A 21,643-nucleotide genomic window follows, 5' to 3' on the forward strand; every position below is an offset into this window, starting at 1 on the left:
GTCACAGCGGCATCGGGTCGATGTCGCACTCCGCTCGCGTCGCGTTTTCGGCCGCGGTGATGGCGGGGTGACCTGGCCGGAACGCGCGGTCGGCCGCACTCAGCACCTCCCGGTGCTGGCTCACCGCTTCTCGGACCCGGCCGAGCAGTTCGAGATCCAGCGCCCGGTTGAGGCGCGCCGCGAGGGCGGTGGGGTGGTGCTCGGGTAGCACCCTCCGCAGTCGCGCCAGCGATTCGGTGTTGATGCGCAGAGAACGCTGCACGTCGCCCAGCGCGTGCCAATCGTTCGCCATGTTGATCGAGCACGCCAGAACGTGGGGGTGTGCTTGGCCCAGTCGCGCGCGCAGGCCTCCGAGCGCACGCTCATCCTTTTCGAGCGCGTCGGCCGGACTCCCGAGAAGGCGTAGCGTCACTCCGATGTCGACTTCGGCAGCCAGCGTGTGCGGATGGCGGTCGCCCAGACTTTCCCGGTACAGCAATAATGCCTGCTCGCCCAGCTCCAAGGCTTCCGGCAAGTTCCCCGCGTTTCGCAGGTCGATCGAATGAGCCAGCACGCAGGCCATCGCGCTGGGGTGGCCCGGACCATATCTGAGGCGAAACCGCTCGAGTGCGCTCCCCGACAGAGTGAGCGCGGCTTCGTGGTAGCCGTCTTTGCGCTGCGCTACCGCGAGGTGGTAGTCGCGGCGGATGACACCGTCCGTTCCCGATCCGTACAGACCGCGCACCCGCTCCACGACTTTCTCCTGCTCGATGCGTGCCCATGAGTAGTCCCCGAGCTCACGACGGCAGATGATCATGATATTCAGTGTGGTGATGGTCTTCCAATTGTCGTAGCCGAGAACCTCCGACCGGCGTTCGTAGGTGTCCTCGCTGAGCCAGCGGGCCTCTTCGTAGTCCCCGGCCAGCAAGAACGACACGACCAGGTCGTGCGCCGCGGCCAGCGCGGTCGGGTCGTCGTTGCCGAAAAGGGACCGCACCCGTTCGTAGGTCTGCCGGTTGAGGTCACGGGCAGCGAAGAAGTCCCCGCTGGACTTCAAGCCGACCGCCACCTGGACCTCGGCGTTCAAAGCCTGTTCCGAATCCGGGCCCACGGTTTGCCGGTAGAGCTCCAACGTCCGTCTGCTGACCTCCGAAGAATCTTCATAGTGGCCGAGCACCCAGAGCACGAACCCGAGTTGCACCGACGCCGCCAGCGTCTGCGGATCCTCGGCGCCGTGGCGGTCCGTCCACGCGGCGACGACCTCCTGCGCGAGGGTCAGCGCACCCGCGTGATCACCGGAGACGTACAGGAACTTCATCAGATTGAGCAACAGCTGCCGGACCCAGCGGTCGTCGCAGCCGATCAGCTCGGTGTGCCGCAGATGCGGCAGCACAATCTGGTATTGCGGCCCCTGCCGGGCTGTCTCGGGATCATTCGGATCGACGTTGGCGAGCAGGAGGTGGGCGCCGTGGCGCATTCGCGTCCGGGTCCGATCGGTCATCCGGCCCTGCAGCGCCACCTGTGCGAGCCGGTGCAGGAGAAGTGAGCCACTCCGGTGGTCGAGCTTCGCCAGCCGGCAGCGGTCGATGTCCCTGAGTACCCGGTCCAGCTGGACCGGATCCTGCATCGCGAGGTCCAGTTCCGGGGCGATCGACACTCCACGCACTCCGGAGAACAGGCTGCGGGAGATCGGTTCGGCGGCGAAGAACGCACAGACCTGCAACAACTGGTGCGCAGCCGGGTTGCGTGTCGCCAGTCCGTCGAAGGAAACGTTCCACGCAGCGGTCACTGAAATCTCGTAGTCCGACGGCAGCGGCGACGTTGCGACGATTTCCGCCATCTTCTGGTCCAGTAGCCGCGTGTACTCGGCGACTGGTATCCCGGTCTCGGCGCGCCACGCCGCCGCCTGGGCCAGCGCGATCGGCAGATCTCCCAGCTTTTCCGCCAGTCCGTAGGCATCCGGGGCAGTCAACGCGGAATCCCGGCTGCGCAGCAGATCGACGCTCTCCAGCCGGGTGAACCGGCCGACAGCGATCGAATCCCCGGGGAACGAGTCGTCGGCTGTATGCCGCGAGGTGACGAGGACCCGGCCCGAACCACCGACCGGCAGGAACGGCCGGAGCAGTTCGAGCTGGTCGGCCGCGTCGAAAACGAGTAGCCAGCGGCGGTACGGCTCGCCGGCACGAAGTGCGTCCAAAACGGCCGGCACAGCGGTGAGGGTCTCCTCCGAACCTGGCAGCCGCAGCTGACGGGCCAGCTCGGTCAAGGACGCGCGGATCTGGGTCTCCTGGCGGGCGCTCACCCACCAAACGAGATCGTGGTCGCGGAGCCGACGGTAGATGTACTCGACCGCGATCTGGGTCTTGCCGAGGCCGCCCCGGCCGTGCAGCACCACGAACCCGCGCGAGGCGAGACTCGCATTGAGCCGATCGAGCAGTTCGCGTCGGCCGACGAAGTCCGGGTTCCTGGCGGGAACCGCGCCCCAGACCACCGGTGCGTCGGTGCTGATCCGCCGGATCCGACGCAGCGATGTGGCCGCCTCCTCGCGGACGTCAGCGACCAGCCGTTCGTCCGGGACCCCCGGCTCGACAGACGCCGGCGGCCCCACGCCGTCGACGTCCTCCGCCTCGGCGACCTCGCCGCGCACCTCTGCTGCGGCCAGTTCACTTTCCCGCTCCCGCAGTCGCTCTGCGCGCCACGCGTACGGACCGGACAACGCTCGCATGACGACCCGTTCGAGAGATACGTCCGCGACCTCAACGGGCAGCGATGCGTGCTCAGGGTCCGCCAGCGCGTCGGTCATCCTCTGCAACACCGGGTGCAGATCACCGAACCGCTGCCCGGTCACAACGACCACCTGCACAGTGTCGGCGCGCCGGCCTGCCGTCAGCAAGGCCTGGCGAACTGCCGCCGGAAATTCGAAGACTACGTCCTCACCTGGGGCGGTTCTCCCTCGGGGCGCGTCAAGGAGCCCGCTGGTGAAGACCTCTGCGAGGTGGGAGCTGTCGGCTTCCGGCACGAGTTCGGCTCGAACGAGCCTGGCGATCGGCAGGCTCACCGGCACCGCGGCCAGCAGTGTCGCCAGCCGGAACGCCGGCGGCGTCGCGGCGCCGAGGAATCGCCGGACCCGCTCTTCGGCCGTTCGAGGCGGGGAAGGCTCATCGTCTCCGGCTTCGAGCATCGGCTGGTCACGAGCGAGCAGGACGGTGGCGGACAGCCGGTCGGCGACGGGACGCGAGATGAGCCGCACCCACCAGCTGAACCACCGCCCATCCAGCTCCAGCACCGGTACCGGTACCGCGCCGGCGACCGCCTTTTCCGGGTTCGCCATGGTCATCGAGGCATCGGGCAGGTCGAATCCGTAACGGCGGTTGGGCTGGAACGGTCCGGGTGACGTCAGGAAGGCCCGGTGCAGCGGGATCCCGCTCTTCTTCCACAGGTGCTGGGGCAGCAGGTGCACCACGGCGACCGGCATCCGGCTGCTCCACTGCGCGAGCAGCGGCGATACGAGGTCTCGCCGCCATGCCTCACCGACTCCGTCGGTCAGGACGAGCATGAGCCGTCCGCCATGCCAATCCAGAAGCTCCGCGACACTGTGTTGTGGGGCATCCGGGGTACCGCCGCGAAGCACCGGCGCCAGGGAGCCGTCCGTCGCCCGCGTCTCCGTCTCGAGGTATCGGATGCGGACGGTCCGGAACGCTCCGAGTTGCTGCACCAGCCCGAGGAACGCTGTAACCTCCGGTTGCCACAACACCATCGATGCTCCGGCGTCGACAACCACCGTCAGATCCAGAACCCGTGTCGTCGGAGCGGGCTTCAGCCGCGGGAGCCAGAGACCGGTCTGCGCCGCCTGTTCGGCGGTCAGTTCTTCATCCAGTTCCACGTCGTCTTCGCCGGCGGAAGGACGTAACTGCTTCAGCGGCCGCAGGGCTTTCAGGATGTCCAAACCACCGGACATCGCGGGGCGTTTCGAGGATGGCCCGGTCCATCCCGTTCCGCCGGCTGCGTGCCGGCGAGTCTCCCGCATTGAACCCCCGGCGACCGCATGATGCCGTCGGTCGGCGACCGGCTCGGACACCTGGGACGGTGGCCGAGATTTCGCTGCCGGTGGGTGCGCCGCCGGTTCCGGTTCGGCATCCGGCCGCGGTGGCTCCGGTGGCTGGTCCGCTGCCGACGAGTGAGGCTGCGCTTCCACCCGGTCCACCGATCGCGCCACGCGGGGCCCGAGCGCTGCCGTCAGCCAGACCGCGTCGGCCAGCTCGCTCCACGACAGTGGCGGGTTACCGGACCATTCCCCGGCCATCTCACGGCACCACGGAGTTCAGCTGACGCCAGAGCGCATTCAACAGCCGCTCCCAAGAATCGCCTTCTTCTCGGTATGCACCGGAAGTCGCGAGGTAAACCGCTTCGAGGAGCTTGTCGACTGGCAACCCTCCGAACGCGTTGCTGCGGCTGACGAAGTCCTCGATGATGTGAGAACGGTGAGCGTCCGCCGGGTCGAGCGCGTGCGCCGCCACCATGGCCGCCAGCTGCTCGATGTCCGGGTCCTGGATTTCCAACCGAAGGCACCGGCGGAGGAAGGCGGGTGGAAAGTCGCGATCGCCGTTGCTGGTGATCACGACGAACGGGAAAGCTTTGCAGCGCACGCGCCCGTCCTCCACGGTGGCCGTCGTGTCCGGATCAGCGGTGAAGACCTCGACTTCCCTCGTGCGACTGCGCATCCGCACCAGCTCGGGGATCGCGAACTCGCCGTCTTCGAACAGGCTGAGGAGGTCGTTGGGCAGATCGGCCTCGCTCTTGTCGAGTTCGTCGATCAGCAGCACCCGGGGCAGACTGCGGGGCAGGAAGACCGTACCGAGTTCACCGAGTCGCAGATAGTCTCCGATCGGCGGCTCCCGGTCACCGCCCGGAGCTGCGCCCGACTGGGCGCTGGCGGCCTGGGCCCGGCCAATCGCGTCGTAGTGGTACAGCCCGGCCTTGAGCGTGGTGTGGGATGTGATCGGCCACCGCAGCACCCGGCCCAGCCCCAGTTCGCGCGCGACCCGGTAGGCCAGGCTCGATTTCCCGCAGCCCGGGCGGCCGGTCACCAGAAGCGGACGGCGCAGGTAGAGCGCCGCGTTCACCATGTCGACCTCGTGCGGGTCGACGTGGCGGACCGTCAGCCGGTGTTCGGAACCCAGTCGCCGGTCCGCTTCCCCTTCGTCCGGCGGTACGACGTCTTCGTGCGGCAACGGCACACCACGGAACTCGCGCCACGGTGGCGCGGGCGGGAGCAAGCCGGTCAGCGAACCTTTGCCGCTCGGCTGGCCGGTGCCGCAGTAGATCCACCAATCCGGCGATGACTCAGGATGCTTTACCTCGTTCATTCGAATCCTCCCGTGTCACTTCCGGCATGTACGGGGCGTCGTCAAGGAAGATCAATCTGCTGGGGTCGTCCCAGAGGATCACCAGATCGCGGGCAATCCGGAAGTCGACGGGGAGGGTCGCTTCACGGAACGCCGCCCGTCGCGAATCCTGGGTTCGGACGGGAAGTTCGCCGAGTTCACCTCCGCCGAGGAGCCAGACGACGACTTCGCGCAGCACTTCGGCGGGCGCGTCGGGATGCCAGATCAGCACGGGAATTCCCGTCCGCAGCCCCGCGGCCAGCTCATCTTCACCGGGTCTCGGCCGGGCGGGCGGCGGACCGGCCAGCACCATCACCAGCCACCGTCCGTCGCTGAGGATGGCGTCGAGCCGGTGGCGCTCCGCGGTGTCTTGAGGCCGGCAGAAGTACACCCGTTCCACGGACGGGTTGGCGAGCATGGCTTCCCACCTGATCCGCCACGCGCGGTGCCACTGCCGGGAGAACATCCGCTCCAGCGACCGGATGACGATCGGGTAGTCCAGGAAAAGCGGGCGTGGATCACCGGTCTCGTGTTCCTTGCACCACCGGTGCACCGGCAGGTTCACGAGAGCACGCGGCAGGACGAACTCGAGCGCCACTTCCTCGCGGTACTCCGACCAGGCACGCTCGGCGTCGACGATCAGCCGATCGACGTGATGCTCGAGTTCGTCGCCGCGGATCGTGGTCATACCACCCCGGGCCGGCGGCCACTCCTGCGGATCTTCCTGGCGCCAGTGCGAAACGACGTGCCGATCGGGATCGATGCCGTCGACTTCCACCATGATCACGAGGTGCAGGCGCAGCCCGCTGCCACTCGGCTCCCGTACGGCGCGGAGCTCTTGCAGCCGGGCCTCACCTTGGACGCGACGCGCCTGCCAGGTGTTCCACTCCCGCAGCTCGTCACCGAGCGACCGGGCACACTTGACGGCGATGAGTTCGATGAAGGCCAGGGCCGGCGGCAGCCCGTGCGCCGGCGTGTTGAGCTCGGTCAGCAAGCAGAACGCTTCCCAGGCATCGCCCGGGTCACCCGCCGGGCACATCGCCGGGCTTGCCGCTCGCCGAACGAGCGCACCGAGCCGCGGCGGCGTGAACCCGATCAGTACCGAACGCAGCCAGAGCAGTTCGGTGTCCGGCAACAGGTCGTGCATTCGCGGCTCGTGCACGAGCCGATGCAGCAGTCCGGCTTCCGGCGACCCGGGCCGCAACATGCGGACGGCACGGTCGAGCGCGTGCATCCCGCCCTCCGCGCGTGCGCAGGCATTCACGATGTCGATCAGCTGGTCTCGTCCCGTCGCGTGTTCGGACAGCGTCAGCGAGAACCCGAGATTGTCGTGTATCAGCTCCACCAACAGCGACCGGCTCGGGCGGTCCGCGGCGAAGCCAGCGTTGGCGAGCAGGTTGACGATCGCCTCGCGGACGGCCACGCGGACCGTGGACGGGAGGTGGAGCTCACGTCCCGGTTCGTGGGTTCGTTCACCGGCCGACACCTGACGAACCACCTCCCCGCCCGGGAGCCCGGGAATCGTGATTTTACCTACCGAACCCCTCGGTAATAACGGGCAAAAGGTGGACACGAGGTGGGCGGAAGCAGGACAACCGACCGGATGTCCCTTCGCTCGCCTCCGCTCAGGCGGTGAGGCGAGGGGTGTACCGACGACGCACGACGCGGCCGCTGGCCGAGTTCAACGTAACTCCGTCGACGCAGACGCCGTGCGCAGCTGCACGTGCGTCTGCTCCGCCGGCATCGAACCTCCCTGGATCATCGCGAGCCGACGCGATCGAGATCGCGTCCATCTCTGTCGCGGAAGCCGGGAATGCGCGACAATGCGAAGCGGGCCGACGGGGTCCGTTCTCCGCGCGAGAGGGAAATCGTGATGCAGGTACCTACCTGGGCCGGGGATGCGGGAATCGAATCGAAACTGCTCGATCTCGGCGAAGTCCCGCTCTCGCGCCTGCGCACCCTGGACGGAACTGAATTGCAGAGCTCGCTGCGGTACGCGGCCGAGCGGGTCTCCTACATCCCGGTGACTGCAAGCGGAAGCGGAGGTGCCCGACGGGTCGACTGATGATGACTTCGGACGGACTGGCACCCCATCTTCTGTCATGGGCGGATTTCGATGCCTTCGCCAGAGGCGAGGGCAGTCCCGCCTCCGTACGCCGACTGCGTGCGGCCGAGAGGAGTAGACGACTGCTCCTCTTGAGAGGAATCGTCGACTGGGCTGTCAAATCACCGGAACTCGCCGGGCCGCTCCCGTCGCCCGAATCGGCTTGGGAACTGCTGGCGCGGGTCCAGAACCTGGCCCCTGCTGCGGTCGAGAACATTCTCGCACACCCTTACACCGGAACCTGGGCCGGCTACACCACGAGATTGTGCCACCAGGACATGACCGGCGTCTGCCCGCGTTGGGTCCATCTTGGACACATGCACTGCCTGGCCGCGGCGGCAGCCGTGCAAGCCGGCGTTGCCTTCGAAGCACAACTGCCCGTCTGGCAGGGCAACGTGGCCTTACCGACGCTCGGCATGGTCCGGCTCCGCTCGACCGAAACGTTCGGCGTAGCAGAGATAACCTGCGAGAGGGGTAGTGTATTCGTCCGAGACCAGCACACCGAAGTACGGCTCCCAGATGACTTGAGTGTCGAGACGCCGGGCTGGCAACCGGTTCGCCGGATCGCAAGCTGGTGCGGTGACCGGCGGCTTTCGATCAGGCTCGACGACGTGGATCCGTACCGGGGCCTTTACGAGCCGATCCCCCCTCGCCGCCTCACCCATATGGAGGTCGAGGCGTGGCGGACGGTCGTCGACGGCGCGTGGCAGCTACTCACCACTCATTTACCAGTTGCGGCTGAGACGCTGCCGGTGGGATTGGAATCGGTGGTACCCGCTCCAGCAGTCGCCTTCCGGCTGCCGAGCGCGTCGACGGGCGAAGCATTCGGCAGCGCGATAGCGGCCTACAGCGAAGACCCTGAGCAGCTTGCGGCCGCCCTTGTTCACGAGTCCCACCACATCCAGCTCGGCGGTATCCAGCACCTGGCGACCCTGCACACCGACGATCGCCGGGAGCGGCTATACGCGCCGTGGCGGGACGATCCGCGACCGATCGGTGGGGTATTGCACGGAATCTACGCGTTCTTCGGCGTCGCCGCGTTCTGGCGAGCGATGTCCGCCGCCGAACCGGACTATGCGCTTGCTGCTTTCGAATTCGTCCTGTGGCGGACCGCGACTTGGCGCACCCTGTGCGAGATTTACGACGACGAGAGCCTTACGCCGACTGGACGCAGATTCCTCGACGGTGTCGCGGTCGAGCTGGCCCCGTGGCAAGGAACGTCGGTGCGCGCCGAACCGGCCGATTGGGCCGCCAGGGCCGCACTCGACCACTACGCAACGTGGCGCCTCCGGCATCTGCGCCCGGACCCGACTACCGTCTCGATGCTCGCCGAGGCCTGGCGCGACGGGATCAGCCGGCCCCGGCTCGGTCGGCTGCCGGACCCGCACCTGCCGACCCCCGTTCCGGACGGCGGCTGGGTTGACGCCCGGACGGACCTCGTCCGGTTACGCCTGGGCCGGGATCGAAACTCCTTCGCCGAACACGGTTCCACAGTCCCCGGGGCAACGGCCGCAGATCTCGCACTGGTAGCCGGAGCTCACAAGCAGGCGGCGGAGGGCTACCGCGATTTGCTGGCCGTCGACCCCGATGTCCCGGCGGCGCTGGTCGGCCTCGGTCTGGCGCTGGCGGCGTACAGCACCGGACCGGCGGCACGCGCGCTGCTGCACCGCCCGGAGCTGGTCCGGGCGGTGCACCGCGCATTGCGCACGCACCCCGGTTTCGCCCCGCCGATCGAAGTGATCGCCGGGTGGATCGGCCGCTTCACCCACTGACTGGGGCTACAGCGGCATCGGGTCGATATCGCAGTCGGCGCGGATTTGCTTCGAAGCCGAGACAGTGCCGGGGTGTGCTTCGCCGAGAACATGCCGGTAGCGGGTCATGACGTCTTCGAACAACTCGTCCGCTTCCTCGCCCTGACCCAACGTCCGGAGATCGAGGGAGCGGTTGAGCTGGACGGCCAGCGTGGTGGGATGGTCTTCGCCGAGAACCCGTCGTGAACGCTCGAGCAGCTCCGCGTCCCGCTCCGCGGCTTCGTCGACACGGCCCAACGCCGCGAGATCACTCGCGACGTCGATCGCACAGACGATCGTGTGCGGATGTTCCTCCCCAAGCTGGTCCCGGAACGCTTCCAACGACCGCTCGTCCACGGCTCGCGCGCCCGAGGGATCACCGGACAAGCGCATGGTGACGCCCAGGTCGAGCGCTGCCGACTGAGTGTGCGGGTGGTTCTCGCCCAGGCTTTCGCGATAAAGCTCGAAGACCTCTTCCCCCAGCTCGCGTGCCATCGTGAACTTTCGATCGTGCCGGAGGTCGATCGAATGCCCGAGAGCGCAAGCCAGTGCGCTCGGGTGTTTGTCACCGTACCGGATCCGGAACCGGCGGAGAGCGTCTTCCGAAATCCGAAGAGCTGTCTTGTGTTCGCCGTCTTTCCGGCACGCGACGGCGAGGTGATGTTTACGGCGGAGGGTGCTGATGCTGTCTTCGCCGAGGAACTTCTCGAGCCGGTTGGTGATCTGCTCCTGCTCGATCCTGGCCCATGGGTAATTACCCAGTTCACGCCGAGCGATCACCATCAGAACCTGAACCGTGACGGTCGACGCGTTGTCGTAGCCGAAGACCTCCACATATCGACGGTAGGTGTCAGTAGCCAGCGCGTCCGCTTCGCCGTAGTCCCCCATCAAGAGCAACGCCGTGACGTAGTCGTTGGCCGACTGCAGGGTGATCGGGTCATCCTTGCCGAAGATGCCGCGCGCCTTGACGTAAATTTCTTCGTTGAGCCGAAGCGCTTCAGCGAAGTCTCCTCGCGCCTTCAACATGACCGCGTAGGTCAATTGGGCGTTGAGCGTGTCCTCGTGGTCGGCACCGACCTGCTCCCGATAACGCTCGAAGGTGTCCTGACCGGTCTTCGCGGCGTCGACGTACCGACCGACGGTCCACTGGAAGAACGCCAGCCGCTCGGATGCCTCCAGCTCCTGCAGTGGCGGGTCCTCGATCGGTGCCTCGCCGCCGCGCTGACGTTCGATCCGGTCCCTCGCCCACGCGTCGACCGCTCGCTGGGCGAGGGTGACCGCGCCGTCGTGGTCGCCCCAGTGGTAGAGGAACTTCATCAGGTTGATCACCAGCTGGCGAACCCACTTGTCCGTGCATTCGATCAGCTCGGCGTCGTAGATGTGCGGCAGGATTTCCTGGTACCGCTGCCACTGGGCGGGCGAAGCCGGGTTGTTCGGGTCCAGGTTGGCCAAGAGCGTGTGCGCGCCGTGCCGCATCTCGCGACGTTGATGTTCGGACATGCGGTTACGCAGCACCAGCTGGACCAGCCGGTGCAGGAGTATGGTGGTGGTGCGGTGGTCGATCTTCGCCAATCCGAACCGGTTGATGTCACGGAAGGCTCGGCTGAGCTTGATCGGATCACTCAGCGCCTGGTCGAGGTCGGGAGATACTGTCAGCCCGCGCACACCGGTGAACAGGCTGCGCGAGACTGGTTCGGGTGCGAAGAAGGCGCAGACCTGGAGCAGCTGGTGCGCCGCGGGGTTGCTCTCCGTCAGTTGGTCGAACGAAACGTTCCAGGCCGCGGCCACCGAGGTTTCGTAGTCCTGCGGGCTCGACGTGTCAAGGATTTCGGCGACCTTCTCGTCGAACAACCGCAAGTACTCCCCGGCTGTCATTCCGGTCTCGGCGAGCCAGGCGGCGGCTTGCTCGATGGCCAGCGGCAAGTCACCCAGTTTTTCGGAGATGCGGTCGGCGTCCGCGTCATCCAGCTGGGGTCCGCGCCGGCTCAGCAGCATCTTGCTCTCACCGCGCTCGAACACCGCCACCTCGAGCGGACGCGCGACGCCCGCCCAGTTCGGGTTGCGGGAAGTCACGAGGATGTCGCCGGGACCACCCACGGGGAAGAAGGGACGCACCATCTCCGGGTCCTCGGCGGAGTCAAACACGAGCAACCACCGTCGGTAAGGTCGTCCGAGACGCAGCGCTTCCTTGACGGCGGGCACGGCTGTGATGGCTTCCTGGGCGCCCGGCAGCCGGAGGTGCTGGGCGAGCTCGGTGAGCGACGCGTTGATTTGGCTCGACCGGGTCGCTTGGATCCACCAGACGATGTCGTAGTCCTGCAGGTGCCGGTAGATGTACTCGGTGGCCATCTGGGTTTTGCCGATGCCCCCCATCCCGTGCAGCGTCGCGGGCAGCACCGCGGTGGTGCCCGCCCCCAGTCGCTCACTTAATTGAGTGAGCAGCTCATCACGCCCGGTAAAATTGGGATTGGGCGGCGGGATGGAACCCCAGATCGGCGGAACTTCTTCACCCGAACGCCGTACTTGACGGGAAGTCGAAGCTCCAACGTTGGCGACGACGATAGCTCTTTCGGCGGACGCGTTCGGTTTCTCTGTTTGGGTCGGAGCTCGCTCCACTGGATCCCGGCTCTCCTGGTCAGCGGACGCGGGCACGACGGAGCCCTCCGACCGCTCTAACCCGCGCGGCATTGTATCACTCATTGGCGAAACACTAGTCAGTCTATCTGCGCGCGAGAGACGGGGTCCGGACAACCTATCTGCGCGCGATAGATAGGGCCCGGACAAGGCGCTCATCACATCGCGCTCGAGCGCCACTTCGGCCTGGCTTGCCGTCTCCGGCGGGTCCGGCGTGGAGTCGGGGTCCGCGAGCGCCGCCTGAAGCCTTGCCAGCGCGGGGTTCTGCCCAGCTGCTCGCCGCGACGCCGCGCGGACCGCATGCGCCGTGTCCGATCTGCGCGCACCGCTGAGCAGAACCCTTCTCGTGTCGCCCGAAAACTCCCACGGTGTGCCACTCTCCCACGGTTGCCGGTTCCCGTCATGGCGCAGTAAGCCGCTCGTGAATACCTCAACCAGATGGTCCGGGCCGGTGCCAGGGAGCATTTCCGCCTGCACGGCGCTGGCCACGTTGATATCCACCGGCACCGCCGCCAGAAGCGTGACCAGCCGAAATGCCGAGGGTGACGCTCGACTGTGAAATTCTCTCACCCGCTCCTGTGCGGTCGCCTCATTTTCCGGCTCGTCAGAAAATTCACCTGATTCAGTGGCCGTCGGCTTCCGCCGATCGTGAATCACCGCCACCGAACACTTCAGGGGCACGTCCGACTTTCCGGTGACGACCTCCGCCCAGCGGCTGAACCAACGCTCCTCCAGTTCCAGCACGGGCACCGCGATTGCATCTCCAGGCAGTTCCGCCTGGCCCGGTTCGTCGAACTGCAGGTCGGTCAACTGGACTCGGTACGTGTCGTTGGGCCGCACCGGCCCCCTCGTGGTGATCTCGGCGTTCTTCGCGTTGACCCCTCCGCGCGCCCACAGCCGCCTCGGCAGGAGGTGGACGATCGCGATCGGGCTCTTGCGGCCCCACCGGGCGATCAGCGGCTGAACCAGCTCGTGGTGCCAGGCGTCGCTGATGCCGTCGGTCAGCACGAGCATCAGCCGGCGCCCCGATGAGTCAAGGGCCTCACCCGCGCCTCGTACCGGACTGTCCGGCGTACCGCCGCGCAGCACCGGACCCAGGATGATGCCTCCTTCGGCGCGCCCGGCCTTGCTCGTCTCCAAGAGGCGCACCTGGACCGAGCGGAAGATACCAAGCCGGCGCTGGCACAGCGTCACGAACGCCGCGACAGTCGGCGCCCACAGCTCCATCGACGGCGCCTGCTCGACCACCAGGGTCAGGTCAAGCCACGGCTGCCGCTTCCGGCGAGTGACCGGGATCCACGTCCCCGTTTCCGCGCTCACCTCGGCGGTGCGCTCCTCGTCGAGCTCGACGTCTTCCGGCAGCGTCGAGGGCACCTTGCGCTTGAAAGCCCGGAAGGCGCGTACGAGGCGGGCGATGTCGGGCAACGGCGGAGCAGGAACGGTCGCCGGAATTTCTTCGTGCCCCAGCAGACCGCCCGCACTCACATCGGCTCCGCGGATTCCGGACTCCGCTGGTGCGGGCCTGGTCAGATCCGGCGCCGGCCGGTCTTCGTCCCGCTCCGGCCGCTCCTGCGGCCGGAGCGGCGGTGAGCCGGCGACGCCGGGCACTTCGGCGCGGCGCGGAGAGACGGGACGGTCCTCGGGCGACGGCTCGGCGACGTTCGCCGTCATCGCGGCCATCAGCCACAAGCCGTCGGCGACCTCGCTCGGTGTCAGGTCGTGGTGCTCCGCGCCGTCCGGGTTCACCGCCATCTCAGTGTCCCTGCTGGTTCAACTGCTGCCAGAGCGACTCGACCAGCCCCGGCCAGCCCGGATCGTCGGGTTGATAGACGCCAGAGGTCGCCAGGAAGATTGCGTCGAGCAGCTTGTCCGCGGGCAGGCCGCCGAGCGCCGCGCGCCGGGCGACGAAGTCCTCGATCAGCACGCCGCGCTGTCTCGGGTCGAGCGCATGCGCGGCGACGATGGCGGCGAGCTGCGCCGGGTCGGGGTCCTTCATCTCCAGACGCAGGCACCGGCGGAGGAAGGCAGGCGGGAAGTCCCGTTCCCCGTTGCTGGTGATGACGACGATGGGGAACGCCGAACACCGCACGACACCGTTCTCGATTTGTGCGGTGTAGCCGGGATCGGCCGTGAACACCTCCGCGACCTGCGAGCGCCGTGCGTCGCGCGCCAGCTCCGGGATGAGGAACTCGCCGTCCTCGAAGATCGACAACAGGTCGTGGGGAAGGTCGGACTCGGCCTTGTCGAGTTCGTCCACCAGCAGCACCCGTGGCAGGCGGCGTGGGAGGAAAGCGGTGCCCAGCTCGCGGAGCCGGACGAAGTCGCCGATCGGCGGCTCCTCCATACCCGGTTGGCCCAGCACAGCGTGTCGCGCGGCCGACGCCTGTACCCGGCCGATGGCGTCGTAGTCGTAGAGCCCCGACTTCAAGGTCGTCTGCGAGGTGACCGGCCAGCGAAGCACACGCCCCAGCCGCAGCTCGCGGGAAATCCGGTAGGCCAGACTGGACTTGCCGCTCCCGGGCTTGCCCGTCACCAACAGGGGTCGGCGCAAGTACAGCGCGGCGTTGACCATGTCGACTTCGGCGCGGTTGGGGTGCCCGGCGGTGAAGCTCAGCTCGGAGCCCAAGCGCCGGTCGGTCTCGGCGTCGTCCTGCGGGACGTCAGCCGCGAGAGGCTCGCCGTCCCGCCTGAAGTCACGCCACGGCGGTGGTGGTGGAAGCCGGTCGGCCAGGTGGGTGTCCTGCAGCGGGCGCCCGGTACCACGGTAAATCCACCAATCGGGCGTGCGATCAGAACGCTCGGTCGTGCTCATCGCACCCCCTGACCCGACCGAGCCGGTTCAGCTGCCACCGAGGGGGAGTGTGCGGTTCGGGTCGTCCCATAGCACCACCAATTCCCCTATGACGCCGCCATCTGGGGACGACGACCGATTTCCCAGTGCGTCGAGACGGTGCTTCCGGGTCAGAGCTGGCAAATCCCCCAGATCCTCACTGCTGGCCAACCAGGCTACCACCTCACGCACGATTTTCGAAGGGACCGTGGGGTGCCAGACGATGACCGGAACACCGGCGCGCAAAGCGGCGAAAAGCTCATCACGGCCGGGAATCGCACTCGCCGGCGGCGTCGTGGTCAGCACCGTCATCAGCCACCGCTCGTCACGCAGAATCGCGTCAAGGCGTTGATGATCTTCGGTGTCCTCGCGGCCGCAAAAATACACTCGATCGAACGAAGGGTGCTGCTCCCAGGAAGCCCACCTCCGCCGCCACACCCGGTGTGAGGTAGGAGAACTCATCCGTTCCAGTGAACGAACAACCGTCGGATAAGACATGTACAGCGGTTGCGGCTCCCCTATGTCACTTTGCGTGCTCCAGGCATGCACCGGAAGGCCGAGCAGCACCCGCGGTAGCACGAACTCAAGGACGGCTTCGGCCTTACGCGTCGACCACGCCTCTTCCGCCGCCGAGATCACCTTGGCCACTTCGGCTTCAAGTCCAGCCGACCTCGCCGCCACGGTTTCGCCGCGGGGTGGCGGCCACTCGGCGGGATCGTCCTGGCGCCAGTGCGATATCTCGTACCGACCGGAGTCGATGGGGTCGGGGCTGATCATGATGGCCAGGTGCAGCCGTCCTGACGCCGACGGCTTGACGTCCGCCCGCAGTTCTTGCAACGCGCCGTCGAGTCTGAGGTGGTGCGCCTGCCCGTCCGCCCACTTCCGGAGGTACGCGGCCAGGCGGTCGTCGCATTCCGCGGCGATCAGCTCGGCGAAAGCGATGACCGGTGGCAGCTCGCCGGGCGGCGCGTTGAAGTCCGCAAGGCCGAGGAAAGCGTCGGCCGCGTCTGCATAGTGCGGCGACGGCACGACGAACCGGGCGGCGCGTCGCACTGCGGCCCGGAGCCCGGACGGCGCAAAGCCTTCCAACTGTCGCCGGAACTTCTCCTGTTCGGACTCCGATACCACTTCCCGCAACGGGAGGGAATCCACCAGAGCGCGGAACTGTGTGCATTCGTTCGTACCCGGACGCAAGAATTCGAGCACATCGGCCAACACCGGCAAGCCGTCGTCGATCCCGCTGCACCCGTTGACGATTTCGATCAACTGCGCGCGCGGTGCGAGCTGATCGGGCACAGTGAAGGGTTGGTCCAGCGCTCTTCGTAGTTCCGACACCATCAACGTACGGATCGACTTGTCGTCGGCGAAACCGGCGACGACCAAGACATCGACGAGCGCTCGCCGGATCGTGAAGCTGAGCTGGGGATGCCCCTGTCTTGCCGACACCGGCGTACCACCTCCCGCCCCTGCGAAGTGCCCCCGAAGATCGGGAGTCTACCTACCCGGTGAACCACGAAAAGAGGCAAAAGGCGGACAACTGTCAACGAACTTTGAGCGCGGACCGGCTCGAGATCACGAGGTCAAGCTTCTCGACTTCCGGTGACCCGGGATCGAGCAGCCGGACGGTGGTGAGCAATTCTGCCAGCCCCCCGTCGTACCGTTCGCACGTGCGCGCCAATTCGATCACGTGCAACCGGTCTTCCGCATGGTGCCGGACTGCGTCCGCGATCTCGCGGCGGGACAGCGTCCGCAACAGGAGACTGCGGCTTTCCGCGTTGCGCACGCATTCGACCGCCAGCAACGCTTCCACCAGCATGGCGAAGGAAGCCGGCTCGCTCACTTGCGCGGCCGACGACGACATCGCCGGCACGACGACGCCGTTGTCCGAGGCACCCAGGAGACGCAACCACGCCCACGCGGCGTTCTCCCCGGGTTTGACCTTGACCGGAATGCGGCGGTAGGCCTTCGGGTCGGCGGCCGGGTCGTGGCACACCACCTCTTGGTACATCAGCTCCGAGGTGATCAGTGCCAGGTCCGCCTTCGACTCCTTCTGGGCCCCTTTCGCCTCCGGGGCGTCGAGGATGCGGAACGTGAAACTCACCGCCCGGCTCACCGATCCGTGGCTGCCCTGGGCCACTTCGCCCGCGTGCAACGCCATGCGGAGGTGGATCTGCGCCTCGGGTGCGCGCAGGTGGTTGTAGCGGCAAAGCTCGTCACGCATCCGCGAAGGCAGCTGGGCGACCAGGTCCGCCTTCGCGATCTCCGGAGGCAGCAGGATCATCGCGCCGTCGCCGGTGTTCTCCACGAAACACACGTCCCACGGCAAGCCCGTCTCCGCGAACGTCGTGCGCAGGACCCGCCACAAGCCGTCGTGGACCTCGCGCAGGTGCGCCATGGTCCGGTTCGGGTTGTTGTAACCGGCGATGTCGACAGCCATGATCGTCCGGTGTAGCGCGGCCGCATAGGAATGCACGACCCACCTCCCCACGTCCGCCGCTCATTGTCCCAGACCCATGCACGCTCGGCCATGTTCGCGCTGGGCGTTACGCGGAAACCGGACCTTCTTGACCTTGTTTCGTCCATAATTCGGCGTGCCCACGAGACGCCTGCACCTGGTGAGCGCGGATGAGGACCACCGCGTCTCGACCATCGAGCTCTTCTTCGACCTGGTCTTCGTCTACGCCATCACGCAGACCACCCAGCTGATGGCCGACCACCTGAGCCCCACCGGGGTGGTGCAGGGGGTGGCCATGCTCGCGGTGCTGTGGTGGTGCTGGTGCAGCTATGCGTGGCTCGGGAACACCATCCACGTCGACCACGGGATCGCGCGGCTGGCCATGTTCGGCGCGATGGCGGTGATGTTCCTGGTGTCGCTGACCATCCCCGAAGCCTTCGTCGACCACCCCGGCGGGTTGTTCGCGCCCGTGCTGTTCGTCGTCTGCTACGCGCTCGTGCGGCTGCTTCACCTCGTTGCCTACCTGGGTGCCGCGAAGCACGATCCGGGGTTGCGGCGGGTGCTGCTCAAGATGTTCGTCGGGCTGCTGCCCAGCGTCGTCCTGCTCGGCGTGGCCGCGTTCCTGAGCGGGCCCTGGCAGCTGGGGTTGTGGGTCGTGGCGCTGCTGGTCGACTACCTCAACGTCTACCTCGCCGGGCCCGACGGGTGGCGGCTGAACTCGCCCGCGCACTTCGCCGAGCGGTTCGGGCTCATCGTGATCATCGCGCTCGGCGAATCGATCGTCGCCATCGGGATCGGGATCGGGGCGCTGCCGATGTCGTGGCTGATCACCGGGGCCGCCGTGTGCGGGCTGGGGCTGGCCGCCGGGATGTGGTGGACCTACTTCGACGTCGTCGCGCGTGTCTCCGAGCACCGGCTCACCCAGGCCACCGGGACCGCGCGCACGAAGCTCGCCACCGACTCCTACACGTTTCTGCACCTGCCGCTCATCGCCGGCATCGTGCTGGTCGCCCTCGGGCTGAAGAAGGCGTTCCTCTACATCGCCGATACCGAGCACCACACGCCCGGCGAAGCGCTGCACGGCGTGCCGATCTGGACGCTGACCGGTGGCCTCGCGCTCTACCTGATCGCGCTGAGCGCCCTGCGCAAGCGCAACCTCGGCAGCTGGAACGTCCAGCGGGTGGTCCTCGGGGTACTGCTGGTCGCGGCGACGCCGTTGCTGGAGCACGTGCCCGCCGCGGCGCTGCTGCTGCTCGTGGCCGCCGCGGTGCTCGGGCTCATCACCTTCGAGCGGCTCCGCTTCGGCGAGTGGCGGCGGAAGGTGCACGCCGAACACTCATAGCAACTGCGGGCCGACGACCGAAAGCAGCTGCAGCTTCTCCGCGTCCTCGCTGCCGGGCGTGGCGGTGAACACCAGCAGTACCTGCGCGAGGTCGTCGGTGAAGAGCAGCTGGCAGTCGAGCGCGATCTCGCCGAGGCTCGGGTGCACGATCGTCTTCCGCCGCTCGGACGGTACCGCGACTTCGTGCGCTTCCCACAGCTGCGCGAACTCCGCGCTCTTCGCCGTGAGCAGCCCGGCCAGCTCGGTGGCCCGGCGGTCGGTCGCGCTCGCGGCGCGCAGGCTCGCCACCAGGAACCGGGCGTGGCCGGGGCGCGCGGGCTCCGGGTAGATCCGCTGCTCGGCGGGGTCGGTGAACCACCGGTAGACCGCGCTGCGCGCCGGACCGCGGTGCTGGGTTTCGTTGCCGAGCAGCGCCTCGGCCGGCCGGTTCTGCACGAGCGTCTCGCCGAGGTTCGACATCACCTGCGCCGGCGTGTCGTGCAGCCGGTCCAGCACACGCATCAGCGGCGGGCTGACGTGGTCCGTGCGCGACAGGCGGGCCGGCGCGGTGTGCCCGGCCAGCCGGAACAGGTGGTCGCGCTCGTCCAGGGTGAGCCGCAGCCCGCGGGCGATCGCCGCGAGCATCTGCTCCGACGGCCGCGGCCCGCGCTCCTGCTCGAGCCGCGTGTAGTAGTCGGCCGACATGCCCGAAAGCGTCGCGACCTCCTCGCGGCGCAGCCCGGCCGTGCGGCGGCGCTGCCCCGGCGGCAGCCCGACGTCGTCCGGGCGCAGGGCTTCCCGGCGGCGGCGCAGGAAGTCGGCGAGCGCGGTGCGGTCCACGTCGTCGATTATCGGCGTCCGCCCGGCCGGTGCCAGGGATCGCCGATCCCCCGATCGACGCGCTCTGCCGCACCCCTGCCGCCGCGGTGACGCTGGGCGCATGACCACCTACCTCGTCACCGGGGCCGGCAGCGGCCTCGGCGCCATCGTCGCCCGCGAACTCGCCGCCACCGGGGCCCGCGTCGTGCTGGCCGTCCGTGACCCCGCCCGCGTCACGCCCCCGCCGGGCGCCACCGAAGTCCGGCGGCTCGACCTCGCCGACCTCGCCTCGGTGCGCGAGTTCGCCGCCGGCTGGCGGGGTGAGCTGGACGTCCTGATCAACAGCGCGGGCGTGATGGCCGTGCCGTACGCGAAGACCGCCGACGGCTTCGAGACGCACATGGCCGTCAACCACTTCGGCCCGTTCCTGCTGACGAACCTGCTCCGGCCGCACCTCACCGGCCGGGTCGTCACGGTCTCCTCGAACCTGTCCCGGCGCGGGCGGCTGCGGCTCGACGACCTGAACTGGGAGCGCCGCCGGTATTCGCCGCTGGGCGCCTACGCCCAGTCGAAGCTCGCGAACCTGCTGTTCACCCAGGAACTCCAGCGGCAGCTGGCCGAATCCGGCAGCGCGGTCCGGGCCGTCGCCGCCCATCCCGGCGTCGCGCGGACTGGGATCGACCGGCACTTCGGCGGTGTCCAGGCCGTCCTGCTGAAAGCGCTTTACCCGCTGATCGCGCAGAAGAAGGCCGAGTACGGCGCCCTCCCCATTCTGTTCGCCGCGACCGGAGACGTCCCCGGCAACGCCTACGTCGGCCCGGGCGGCCGGTCGGGCGGACAGCCCCGGCTCGAACGGCGACGCCCGGCCGTCGGCGCCCGCGAGCTGTGGGAGATCTCGGCCCGGCTGACGCGCGCCTGAACCCGCACTGGCGCTATCCCGGCGCGCGGGTTAACCTACTCGCGAGTAGATAACGGGATGGAGGGCCACATGGCTGCGCCAAGGAAACGGGACGCGATGGGCTGGGGCCTGTCCGCGCTGACCCGGCTGGCCGGGAGCAAGGTCGTCGATCGGGCCGGGCTGCGCAAGCCCCTCGAAGGCCTGGTCACCGCGGGGACACGCAACGGCTTCCGCGTCGCCGGCGCGGCGACCCGGTCGTTCAAGTCGGTGCAGAAGCTGGGCAAGCCCGCCCGGCTCACGCCGGCCGCCGACACCGGGCTGTTCGACCTCACGCCGACCGAGGACCAGCAGCTCATCGTCGAAACGGTGACCGAGTTCGCCGCCGAGCAGCTGCGGCCGGCCGCCGCGGACGCCGACGCCAAGCTCGAGGCCCCCGAAGGCCTGCTGAGCCGGGCCGCCGAGCTGGGCATCAGCCTGGTCGGCATCCCCGAGGAGCTCGGCGGCATCGGCACCGAACGCTCGGTGGTGACCAACGCGCTCGTCGCGGAAGCGCTGGCCCACGGCGACCTCGGCCTGGCCGTGGCCGTGCTGGCGCCGTCCGCCGTGAGCACCGCGCTGGTCAGCTGGGGCGACGAGCAGCAGCAGGCCGACTACCTGCCCGCGTTCACCGGCGAGCACGTCCCGGCCGCGGCGCTGGCCCTGCAGGAGCAGAAAGCGCTCTACGACCCCTTCAAGCCCGCCACGAAGGCGCGCCGCACCCCGAAGGGCTACCAGCTCGACGGCGTCAAGTCGCTGGTCCCGCGGGCGACGCAGGCGGAGCTGTTCGTCGTGTCGGCCGACCTCGAAGGCCGTGGTCCGGCGCTGTTCCTCGTCGAGTCGTCGAACGCCGGGGTGTCCATCGAGGCCGAGCCGGCGATGGGCCTGCGCGGCGCCGCGACCGGCAAGCTGCACCTCGAAGGCGTGCACCTGCCCGCGGGCGCGCTGCTCGGCGGCGGCAAGGCGGACGTCTTCGCCGAGGTCGTCCGGCTGTCGCGGCTGGGCTGGGCGGCGCTGGCCGCCGGCACCGCGAAGGCCGTCCTCGACTACGTCGTCCCCTACGTCAACGAGCGGACCGCGTTCGGCGAGCCGATCAGCCACCGGCAGGCGGTGGCGTTCTCGGTCGCCGACATCGCGATCGAGCTGGAGGGCCTGCGGCTGGTGACGCTGCGCGCGGCGGCGCGGGCCGAGCAGGGCAAGTCCTACGCCCGTGAGGTCGCGCTGGCGCGGAAGCTGGCCGTGGACAAGGGCATGCAGATCGGCAATGCGGGCGTGCAGCTGCTCGGCGGGCACGGCTTCGTCAAGGAGCACCCGGTCGAGCGCTGGTACCGGGACCTGCGGGCCATCGGCGTCATGGAAGGCGCCGTCCTTCTCTAGGCTTCGGAAAGGCTTT

General features: G+C 68.2%; 13 protein-coding genes. 5 read left to right on the plus strand and 8 right to left on the minus strand.

The features are described from left to right. Window position 1: 1 nt before the first annotated feature. Genes fxsT (H5965_RS28085) through H5965_RS28095 form a run of 3 tightly spaced genes read right to left on the minus strand, consistent with a single transcriptional unit; the run spans window position 2 to window position 6,786 of the window. Window positions 2-4,282, minus strand: coding sequence for an FxSxx-COOH system tetratricopeptide repeat protein (fxsT, locus tag H5965_RS28085; RefSeq protein WP_310973310.1), 4,281 nt, complete (start codon window positions 4,280-4,282; stop codon window positions 2-4). A 1-nt stretch (window position 4,283) separates the two neighbouring features. Then, the gene (locus H5965_RS28090) at window positions 4,284-5,345 is read right to left on the minus strand and encodes a MoxR family ATPase (protein WP_310973311.1); all 1,062 of its coding nucleotides are present in this window, start codon (window positions 5,343-5,345) and stop codon (window positions 4,284-4,286) included. Further along, window positions 5,323-6,786 (minus strand): effector-associated domain 2-containing protein, encoded by a 1,464-nt coding sequence (locus H5965_RS28095; RefSeq protein WP_310973312.1) that lies wholly within the window; start codon window positions 6,784-6,786, stop codon window positions 5,323-5,325. Before H5965_RS28095 ends, H5965_RS28090 begins: the two co-directional genes overlap by 23 nt. A gap of 390 nt (window positions 6,787-7,176) precedes the next feature. Here H5965_RS28095 and H5965_RS28100 point away from each other — a divergent pair, with 390 nt between their 5' ends. Both H5965_RS28100 and H5965_RS28105 read left to right on the plus strand, forming a co-directional pair. Beyond that, a complete protein-coding gene (locus H5965_RS28100) occupies window positions 7,177-7,428 on the plus strand; it encodes a hypothetical protein (RefSeq protein ID WP_310973314.1) in 252 nt (83 codons plus the stop codon). Continuing rightward, the gene (locus tag H5965_RS28105) at window positions 7,428-9,239 is read left to right on the plus strand and encodes an HEXXH motif domain-containing protein (protein ID WP_310973315.1); all 1,812 of its coding nucleotides are present in this window, start codon (window positions 7,428-7,430) and stop codon (window positions 9,237-9,239) included. The genes H5965_RS28100 and H5965_RS28105 overlap by 1 nt, the downstream gene beginning before the upstream one ends. Window positions 9,240-9,245: 6 nt before the next feature. On the opposite strand, the gene fxsT (H5965_RS28110) is transcribed toward H5965_RS28105, so the two are convergent. The 4 genes from fxsT (H5965_RS28110) to H5965_RS28125 all read right to left on the minus strand — a co-directional run bounded on the left by fxsT (H5965_RS28110) (window position 9,246) and on the right by H5965_RS28125 (window position 17,158). Further along, complete coding sequence (gene fxsT, locus H5965_RS28110) at window positions 9,246-13,643, minus strand: FxSxx-COOH system tetratricopeptide repeat protein (RefSeq protein ID WP_310973317.1); 4,398 nt, start codon at window positions 13,641-13,643, stop codon at window positions 9,246-9,248. Between the two features lies 1 nt (window position 13,644). Further along, window positions 13,645-14,703, minus strand: coding sequence for an AAA family ATPase (locus tag H5965_RS28115; RefSeq protein ID WP_310973319.1), 1,059 nt, complete (start codon window positions 14,701-14,703; stop codon window positions 13,645-13,647). A gap of 27 nt (window positions 14,704-14,730) precedes the next feature. Next, complete coding sequence (locus H5965_RS28120; RefSeq protein ID WP_310973320.1) at window positions 14,731-16,167, minus strand: effector-associated domain 2-containing protein; 1,437 nt, start codon at window positions 16,165-16,167, stop codon at window positions 14,731-14,733. A 94-nt stretch (window positions 16,168-16,261) separates the two neighbouring features. Next, a complete protein-coding gene (locus H5965_RS28125; RefSeq protein ID WP_310973322.1) occupies window positions 16,262-17,158 on the minus strand; it encodes an effector-associated domain 2-containing protein in 897 nt (298 codons plus the stop codon). Window positions 17,159-17,312: 154 nt separating this feature from the next. On the opposite strand from H5965_RS28125, the gene H5965_RS28130 reads away from it, so the two are divergent. Then, on the plus strand, window positions 17,313-18,518 hold the full coding sequence (locus H5965_RS28130; RefSeq protein ID WP_310973324.1) for a low temperature requirement protein A: 1,206 nt from the start codon (window positions 17,313-17,315) through the stop codon (window positions 18,516-18,518). Here H5965_RS28130 and H5965_RS28135 read toward each other — a convergent pair. Next, window positions 18,513-19,337 carry a helix-turn-helix transcriptional regulator gene (locus H5965_RS28135; protein ID WP_310973326.1) on the minus strand — a complete coding sequence of 275 codons (825 nt, stop codon included), beginning with the start codon at window positions 19,335-19,337 and terminating at the stop codon, window positions 18,513-18,515. The genes H5965_RS28130 and H5965_RS28135 overlap by 6 nt on opposite strands. 100 nt (window positions 19,338-19,437) lie before the next feature. Here H5965_RS28135 and H5965_RS28140 point away from each other — a divergent pair, with 100 nt between their 5' ends. Both H5965_RS28140 and H5965_RS28145 read left to right on the plus strand, forming a co-directional pair. Continuing rightward, the gene (locus H5965_RS28140; protein ID WP_310973328.1) at window positions 19,438-20,235 is read left to right on the plus strand and encodes an SDR family NAD(P)-dependent oxidoreductase; all 798 of its coding nucleotides are present in this window, start codon (window positions 19,438-19,440) and stop codon (window positions 20,233-20,235) included. Between the two features lie 96 nt (window positions 20,236-20,331). Further along, complete coding sequence (locus H5965_RS28145; protein ID WP_310974160.1) at window positions 20,332-21,627, plus strand: acyl-CoA dehydrogenase family protein; 1,296 nt, start codon at window positions 20,332-20,334, stop codon at window positions 21,625-21,627. The last annotated feature ends 16 nt before the right edge of the window (window positions 21,628-21,643 follow it).

It is taken from the genome of Amycolatopsis sp. 505 (genome assembly GCF_031625235.1).
Classification (GTDB): Bacteria; Actinomycetota; Actinomycetes; order Mycobacteriales; family Pseudonocardiaceae; genus Amycolatopsis.